Source organism: Actinomyces bouchesdurhonensis (assembly GCF_963540955.1).
GTDB classification, from domain to species: Bacteria; Actinomycetota; Actinomycetes; order Actinomycetales; family Actinomycetaceae; genus Pauljensenia; species Pauljensenia bouchesdurhonensis.
Genome location: NZ_CAUTSL010000029.1, coordinates 21,009 through 28,327, shown reverse-complemented (window position 1 = coordinate 28,327; position 7,319 = coordinate 21,009). Strand labels below are relative to the sequence as shown.

Here is a 7,319-nt window from a genome sequence, read left to right as displayed (position 1 = left end):
CGTGAAGATGGTGCACAACGGCATCGAGTACGCGGACATGCAGGTCATTGCCGAGGCCTACACCCTCCTGCGCGAGGGCCTGGGCGCCACCCCCGCCGAGATCGCTGACATTTTCGCCGCCTGGAATGAGGGCGAGCTCAACTCCTACCTCATGGAGATCACCGTCGAGGTCCTGCGTCAGGTGGACGCCGAAACCGGCACGCCCCTCGTCGACCTCATCGTGGACGCCGCCTCCCAGAAGGGCACCGGCAAGTGGACGGTGCAGACCGCCCTCGACCTGGCCGTCCCCGTCACCGCGATCGGTGAGGCGACCTTCGCGCGCGGCGCGTCCTCCGAGCCCGCCCAGCGCGCGGCCGGCCAGGCGCTCGCGGGCAACGCCTCCGCTCTCGTCATCGAGTCGGACGAGGCCCGGGCCGCGTTCATCGAGGACGTTCGCCAAGCGCTGTTCGCCTCCAAGATCGTCGCCTATTCGCAGGGCTTCGACGAGATCGAGGCCGGCGCAAAGGAATACGAGTGGGGTATCGATAAGGGTGCTTTGGCTCGCATTTGGCGCGCGGGTTGCATCATCCGCGCGGCGTTCCTCGACGACATTACGCGTGCGTACGAGGCCGACCCCGATCTGCCTCTCCTGCTGGCGGCTGAGCCGTTCGCGACCCGCTTCCAGGAGTGCACGCCCGCATTGCGTCGCGTCGTGGCCAAGGCAGCCCTCGCCGGCGTTCCGATTCCCGTGTTCGCTTCGTCGCTGGCCTACTTTGATCAGGTTCGCGCGACGCGCCTTCCTGCCGCCCTCATTCAGGGCCAGCGCGACTTCTTCGGGTCGCATACTTATCGCCGGGTAGATAAAGAAGGCGTTTTCCATACTCTCTGGGCCGCCCCCGGGCGTCCCGAAGAGCAGTGGTCCTAATACGACCTCACTGAAGGACCACTGGCAGGGGGTTAGCGCGCCGCGCGGCGCGCTAACCCCCTGTGTTTGTGCCCATAGTTTGGGGAACTTTCAGGAAACATGGTTAACCTAGAGGTACAACTATCCGCTGAAAGGGCGAACACGTGGCGACTAGCAACGGAAAATCCAGCTGGAATGACATCGTCGGGTCGGGCAAGAAAGGCACGTCCGAAAGGGACTCTCTTCCCTCTCGACGCTTGGTTCATTCCGCGCATGCTTCCCGTTCTTCGAAGAAGGACGCCCAGGCCTCGTCGGGTGACAAGAAGCGCCCCGCGAAGAAGCGTTTCCGCTGGGCCAAGCGCATCGGACTCGGAATCCTGACCGTCTTCCTGGGGATCTTTATTGCTGGCATGGCCGCGTTCCTGTACCTGTACAACACGCTGGCCATTCCCGCGCCGGATGACCTGGCGCTCGCGCAGAAAACCACCGTGTACTACTCGGACGGTACGACCGAGATGGGTACCCTCGGTGACATCAACCGGCAGATCATCGACACGACGACCCTGCCCGACTATGTCCCCAAGACGATCGTGGCCTCCGAAGACCGCACGTTCTACACGAACAACGGCGTCGACCTGAAGGGTATTTTCCGCGCGCTCATCAACAACCTGCGGGGAGGCGCACGACAGGGCGGTTCGACCCTCACCCAGCAGTACGTTGAACGCTACTACATGGGTGAGACCACGTCTTACACGGGCAAACTCAAAGAAGCTGTCCTCGCGATCAAGATCAACCGTGAGAAGTCCAAGGACGAGGTCATCGGCGCCTACATGAACACGATCTACTTCGGTCGTGGCGCCTACGGAATCGACGCGGCCGCCCAGGCCTACTTCGGCCACGGTGCCGACCAGCTGACACTGTCCGAGTCTGCGCTGCTGGCCGCCGTCATTCCCGCGCCCTCCGCGTGGGATCCTGCCGTCAACCCGGACAAGGCGAAGGAACGCTGGGAACGCGACCTGAATCTCATGGTTGAGGACGGCTGGCTCACCCCCGCTGAACGTGATGCCGCCGTTTTCCCAGAGACGATCGATCCCGACACGCTCAATAGCGCATCGATGACGGGCACGACTGGCTATCTGATGGCCCAGGTTAAGCAGGAGCTGCTTGCTTCGGGTCAGTTCGACGAGGACAAGATCGGTCAGGGTGGCCTGCGCATCACTTCGACGATCGTTAAGGAGCATCAGGACCAGGCCGTCACGGCAGCCGAAGGCATGAATGATGTCGACGGTTGGGATCCGACCTTCCAGCATGTCGCCCTGTCGTCGATGGATCCCGAGACGGGTGAGATCCTCGCCGAGTACGCGGGTGCCGACTACGAGCAGCGCCAGCAGAATGCGGTCACGCAGGACATCGCGATGGCGGGTTCCTCTTTCAAGCCTTTCGCTTTGCTGGCGAACGCGCGCCTGGGCGGTACGGTCTACGACACGTACTCGGGTAAGTCGCCCCAGTATTTCCGAGGCATGGGTACCCCCGTTTCGAACGATGGCGGCTACTCCTTCGGCAATGTGACCCTCGTGAAGGCGACTGCTTATTCAATGAACACGGTTTTCGTTGGTTTGAATGACGACGTGGAGCCGGAGAACACCCTCCAGGCCGCTATCGATGCGGGCATCCCAGAGGACACCGTTGGCTTAAACGATGAGCTTTTGAACGTCCTGGGTCCCTCCTCACCTCATAACATTGACCTGACGACCGCCTACTCGACGATCGCGAACGGTGGCCAGCGCGTCACTGCGCACATCGTCAAGAAGGTTGAGGATTCGAACAACAAGCTGTTATATTCCGGTGACGTCGAACCCACGCGCGTGTTTGACGTTGAGGAGGTCTCTTCCATTATGCCGGCTCTCGAGGCCGTCACGAGCGGCGAGGGTACCGCTAACAACGTTGATGGCGCGATCCCGCGCCTGACGACGGCCGGCAAGACCGGTACTTCCTCGGATCAGTTGTCCGCCCAGTTCATCGGCTTCGTACCCGGCATGGTGACGGGCGTGACCATGTATCAGTCTGACGAGAATGGTAATTCGGTTCCCCTTGACGACGTGGGCGGCTTGGATCAGTTCCACGGCGGCGACTGGCCGGTTGACGTGTGGATTGATTACATGAAGCCGGCGACCGCGAACCTGCCTGGCAGCGACTTCCCCTGGAAGGTCGAGTCGAGCCGTAAGGTCCAGAACAATGCGCCGGTACCCGCGCCGTCCGCGACGAACGATGCTCCGCAGTCTTCCCCCGACGTTGCTCCGACACCGGAGGTTACCCCGAGTTCCGAGCCGACCCGTGAATCCGACGAACATGACAACAACGGTGGAAACAACGGCAACAACGGCGGGAACAACGGCAACAACGGCGGGAACAACGGCAACAACGGCGGAAACAACGGCAACAACGGCGGAAACAACGGCAACAACGGCGGGAACAACGGCAACAACGGTGGAAACAACGGCAACAACGGCGGGAACAACGGCGGCGGACGAAGAAATTAGCGCCTAGAACTGCCCAGGCGCGGGCCCCGAGGAGCATCCTCGGGGCCCGCAGTGTGTCGGGGATGTGTGCGCTGCTGAAATGACTGTCAAGCACCGGTCTTTGTGGAGACTTGTCGAGACCGTTTCCTTTCGTATGCAAAGGTGCAGGTGCTGTTGGCATGGGGTCGGGGTACCGCCAACCTGCGTTATCTATTCGGTCCCCGATCCAATGCCAAGTGGGGGGAGTTGTCCGTTGACTTCGACGGGGATGCGCTCGCGTACGCCGTTCTCGTGGACAGCGTAGCGCCCGAGCCACCGCCACGCTCCTGCGCTAGCGCCGATTATCTGCGTCTGGTCGGTTGTCAGGACGGCGCACTCCCCTTCGGGCAGGGTGGCGATGACGAAGCGGACCGGACCGAGGGTGGTGGCATCCCAGATTCGAGCCGTTCCATCCGGTGAACCCGTTAGGATATGGTCATCGTCGGGAGACCATGCGACGGCGCGCACCCAGTCGCCGTGGTGGAGTTTGTGTATTTCTTCGCCGGTGGCGGCGTTCCACACGCGGGCGGTGTTGTCGTCGGATCCGGTCAGGATGCGGTCGCTGTTGTGTGACCATGCGACGGCGCGCACCCAGCCATCGTGGTGGAGCATGCGTATCATTTCGCCGGTGGCGGCGTTCCACACGCGGGCGGTGTTGTCGTCGGATCCGGTCAGGATGCGGTCGCTGTTGTGTGACCATGCGACGGCGCGCACCCAGCCATCGTGGTGGAGCATGCGTATCATTTCGCCGGTAGCGGCATCCCATATGCAGGCGGTTCGGTCTGCTGATCCCGTGAGAATGCGCGTACCGTCCTTCGACCACGCGACAGAGGTTACCCAGTCACTGTGGGTGAGCCGAAGGCTTGCCCTGCCGGTGGTAACGTCCCAGACGAGAGCGCTATGGTCGGAAGAACCCGTGAGGATGCGTGTATGGTCAGGGGACCATGCCACAGCGTTGATCGATGCGCCGTGGGTGAGAGTCAACGTGCTGTGCCCGGTGGTGGCATCCCACGCGTGCGCTTTACGATCGTCTGATCCCGTGAGGATATGCCGCCCGTCGGATGACCAAGCCACCGAGGTGATCCAGCCACTGTGGCTGAGCGTGAGCATTCTATCGCCGGTGGTGGCATCCCACACACGCACGGTGTGGTTGCGCGATCCGGTGAGGATATACTGCCCGTCGGATGACCAGGCAACGGTCGTCACCCATCCGCTGTAGGTGAGCGAACGGGTATGCCACCCGGTTGCGCCATCCCAGATGTCGACGATGCCATTGCGAGAGGCCGTCAGGATGTGCTTGCCGTCGGGTGACCAGGCCATAGCGGCGATTGATCGTGTATGGTTGTCTGTACCGACGTTGTCACCGGTTTCGGCATTCCAGAGGCGAATTGTTCCGTCAGCCGATCCCGTTCGGATCGTGCGGCCTTTGTCCAGCCAGGACACGGAGAGAATCCGTTCGCCGTGGTTAAGCGTGTGTAGGTGGCCTCCGCTCTCCGCGTCCCAGACGGTTGCCTTGGAGTCCTCCGAACCCGTCAGGATGTACTCGCCGTCGGGTGACCAGGCCACCGCGTTGACGGCCTTATCGTGGTGGAGTGCGAGGATGTTTTCGCCCGTTGTAGCATCCCAGACGCGCGCGTTTCCATCGTCGGAGCCTGTCAGGATGTACTCGCCGTCGGGTGACCAGACCACCGCGTTGACCGCTTTCGTATGGGTAAGAACCCGAATTTTCTCGCCCGAGGTCGCGTCCCAGACATACGCCGTGGAATCGCTCGAACCCGTCAGAATACGCTTGCCGTCGGGTGACCAGGCCACCGCGTTGACGGCCTTATCGTGGTGGAGTGCGAGGATGTTTTCGCCCGTTGTAGCATCCCAGATGCACGCGTTTCCATCGTCGGAGCCTGTCAGGATAAAGTCGGCCTCTGGAGCCCATTCCATCGCGGTGATGGTGTCGGAGTGCCCTCCGAAAACGTGTATCTCGGAGTGCTCATCGGACAGTCCGTGTTGTGACGCAGGTGCCGTGAGAACGTCGGTGAGCCGAAGGTCTGCGGGGAATGCGTGCAGCAGTTGAGTGCGGTGCCGACATGCGTCCGCCAGGTTTGCTTCCTCCAAGTCGCAGTGGCGAAAGACGGTCCCGGAGAGGTCAGTGTCGGTGAAGTTGGTGTGTGTCAGCGTGCAGTGCTCATAGAGCGTACGCCGCATCGAAGCACCGCTGACATCGGCACGGTCCAGCCGGACGTGGTCGATGCGCGCGTCATCGAGCCTGGCACCTCGCAACGGTACTCCGCTGAGGTCCAGATGGAAGCGTTTCGATCCGATAGTCCACCCGCGCAGGTCCGTATCCGACAGGTCTAGTGTGCTCGGGAGCGGGTGTGGTACGGCTTGCTCCATCGCTTGCAGGACGTAAGAAAAGACGTTCCTGCGAGCGTTTGTATTCCCATAACGTCCAACCCGTTCGAGCCGAGTGATCGCCTGGCTGCGTGTGGTGTCGTCGAATCTGGCTACGAGTCCCGTGAAGAATCCAAAGGACTCGCTGGAAGGTCGGGTGATGTCCCATGCTGCCAACGCGTCTTCCGGCGAGTCCGCGAGGAGGGAATCGGAGAGCCGAACGGCCAAGAAGTACTCCAACAGGGAGGAATGGGCGAATGAGAAGGTGTTGTTGCGGAGCGTGAGGAAGGTGGCTGTACGCAGATCCTGTTTCCATAGATCGGGTTCCCAGGCAGTGTAGTGCCTCTTCATCTTCTCGTGGGAGTCAATGAACTCCAGCATCCACTCCTCCATCCAGGACGCGGACCACGTCCTCGATCCTAAACGCCAGACCTCCCACGCTAAGTGGGTCATGAGCAGGAGCTTGTGGTCGGCGATGATGTTGTGCTTCCCGTCATCTCTTCTTAGCCACTGACTGACGAAACTTTCGTAGAGGTCGACTGAACGGACAGTCCTGCCCTCCGTCAACGCTTTGTTGGTGGTTGGGAGAGTCTCTCGGATCATGTCCAGGAGGACCGGTTGGGAAGCTAATTCGCGCAGATTGTGAACCGAGCGGATCGTTAGCAGTAGCTGGTCGGTGTTCTCGTCCTTCAGGTTGGCGTGGAGGTAATCACGGATCTGCTTTTCGTCGAAGGGCAGGAGGGTGAAGACCGTGTAGGCGCTTCCGCGCACGCGGTGGCGTCGCTGAGTGTCAAAGAATGAGAACTTTTCTTCCACAGATCGGAAGTATTGTGTCCTACATGCCAGGAGGAGGCGTGTGCGCGGATTCCCACGATCGTCACCGTGTGCTGTGAGGGTGAGGATGTCCAGGAGCGAGCGAATGAGGCGGTGCCCATCTCCCGGTTCGAGGTGGACGAGAACCTCGTCGAGGGAATCGATGATAATCAGGGTTCGTTCGGTGCGGACGGCGTCCTTAAATTGCTCGACTGAGATAGCAGACTCGGTGGACGATGCGAGGAGACGGGCGAGAATTGTCTGCAGGCTGACGTCTATCCCATCACTGAGCGCATTGCTCATGGAGAGATTACGAAGGTCGAAGAAGATGGGCAGTGGCACGTCCTCACCAGCGTGGCGCAGCTCCAATAGCTTTCGGGTAAGCAGGATGGATGTGGTCGTCTTCCCTGCTCCGACATCTCCCAGCAGCGCACACAGCTGAGATGCGCCTGTGGTTTCTCCGCGAGCCCATGCGACGAGGCGCTCGACGACGTTCGCCGTATCGGGAACAGCTGTTGAAGCGCTTGCTCGTGGGCGTGCGTCCTTCGCGACGGGCGCTCCCTCGTCGGCGTGTAGCGCGATGGGGATGGTTCCTTCGAGTGTGAGTTCGGCCTTTCTGAATAAGGCGTGGGCCATCGTGTCTGATGTTGCTGAGTGCTGCGGGACAAGAGCACACAACG

3 protein-coding genes are annotated in these 7,319 nt (G+C 61.2%); 2 read left to right on the top strand and 1 reads right to left on the bottom strand.

Annotated features, from left to right (window positions below; all coding sequences use genetic code 11):
* Both RYL44_RS06360 and RYL44_RS06355 read left to right on the top strand, forming a co-directional pair.
* A partial coding sequence (locus RYL44_RS06360; protein ID WP_462675791.1) for an NADP(+)-dependent, decarboxylating phosphogluconate dehydrogenase occupies window positions 1–904 on the top strand: 904 nt, incomplete at its 5' end.
* 143 nt (window positions 905–1,047) lie between these two features.
* On the top strand, window positions 1,048–3,423 hold the full coding sequence (locus tag RYL44_RS06355) for a transglycosylase domain-containing protein (protein WP_314975434.1): 2,376 nt from the start codon (window positions 1,048–1,050) through the stop codon (window positions 3,421–3,423).
* A 189-nt stretch (window positions 3,424–3,612) separates the two neighbouring features.
* Here the strand turns inward: RYL44_RS06355 and RYL44_RS06350 are convergent, their stop codons facing one another.
* Entirely contained in the window at window positions 3,613–7,275 is a 3,663-nt protein-coding gene (locus RYL44_RS06350; RefSeq protein WP_314975433.1) for an NACHT and WD40 repeat domain-containing protein, read from the bottom strand.
* Window positions 7,276–7,319: the final 44 nt, after the last annotated feature.